This window comes from Endozoicomonas sp. ONNA1, assembly GCF_024606325.1.
In the GTDB taxonomy this organism is placed as follows: Bacteria; Pseudomonadota; Gammaproteobacteria; order Pseudomonadales; family Endozoicomonadaceae; genus Endozoicomonas_A.
On sequence record NZ_JAHHPN010000883.1, the window covers coordinates 1 to 1,095 of the forward strand.

1 protein-coding gene and 1 pseudogene are annotated in these 1,095 nt (G+C 46.1%); one reads left to right on the forward strand and one right to left on the reverse strand.

Annotation, left to right across the window (positions count from 1 at the left end):
* Positions 1-711: hypothetical protein (locus KDK19_RS20925; protein WP_257292866.1), on the forward strand; the 711-nt coding region annotated here is incomplete at its 5' end.
* A 23-nt stretch (positions 712-734) separates the two neighbouring features.
* Here KDK19_RS20925 and KDK19_RS24620 read toward each other — a convergent pair.
* Positions 735-1,013 (reverse strand): annotated as a pseudogene (locus KDK19_RS24620) (transglutaminase-like domain-containing protein); the annotation flags it as partial.
* Positions 1,014-1,095: the final 82 nt, after the last annotated feature.

Below are 1,095 nucleotides of genomic sequence, written 5' to 3' on the forward strand. Positions count from 1 at the left end.
ATCCACAGCTTTGCTGAATATTACGATGATAAGAGCCAAACCTGGAAGTCAGTGGATCTCAGCGGTGCGCCCGTCAAAAGAAGAGAAATAGACGGTGTCTTCCAGCCAAGCAGAAATGTCAGCAGTTCCAGCACTGAGATAAAGAAGCATAAGGCTTTCCTGAAAGATCTCATGAAAGGTGCTGATTTGCCGCAACAGCAAACTCTGGCTAAGGCCTGTAACATGAGCCTCGGGGAACTGAACAAAGCCCTTGAGAAAAACAGCGCATTGCCAGATACCAGGCTAATTATTTCCAAAATAGTCAAGAACCTATGGGAGGAAAAAGATTTAGCCAGTTTTTCCATGGCCGTCTCAATAATCGTGTCGCTGGGGAAAGAAGCATCGGGCTATGACAAGGAGCCACTTGAACCGATATCGGAAGCGGTGAAGCAAATATTGTCCGACAGTGATGGAGAGCAGGTTACTGAGCAACTCAAGTTACTCCATCCAAAAATGACTGGTCAGAGCGACTCAGCTGCTAACCGATGGTTGCGTTTAATGGCAGAAATACTGGAAGGGAGTGATCCCAAACCTTCGGTTATTCGCTTTGCCCTCGAAGTTCTGGAACTACTGACATTTGTGGTGTACTGGCCGTCAAATTCTATTTTTCTTCTGTTGGTGGGCGCACCGCCGAGATCGACTGACTTCCAGGTTTGGTCTTTATCGTCGTAATATTCAGCAAAGCTGTGGATAAAGCTATTCACTACCCGGGATGGAATCCCGAAATAACGACAAACAGCAACAAAAACAGGCGCACGATGACGACAGCTTCCTTGCCGTTGTTTGACTAGAAATTTAAAGAAATTCTTATGGCTCGCTGGTTTAGCTTTACCGGAAAACTCTCGGCAATAGTCCGCGATCGCCTTAATTCGTTGCTCCAGGTCTTTGGCGTTTTTTATTTTCTGTAAAGGCTTCTGTATTTTGGTCGGTTGTTCTTTAATGCTATTAAACAGTTCGTCCAGTACGGTTTTCATACCTTCTGAACACCGCGCGTCAAGGCTTGTTAATCGTTCTGGCCGGGCTTCTTCAGGAGGTGTTTTTCTGCCTGGTTCTCTG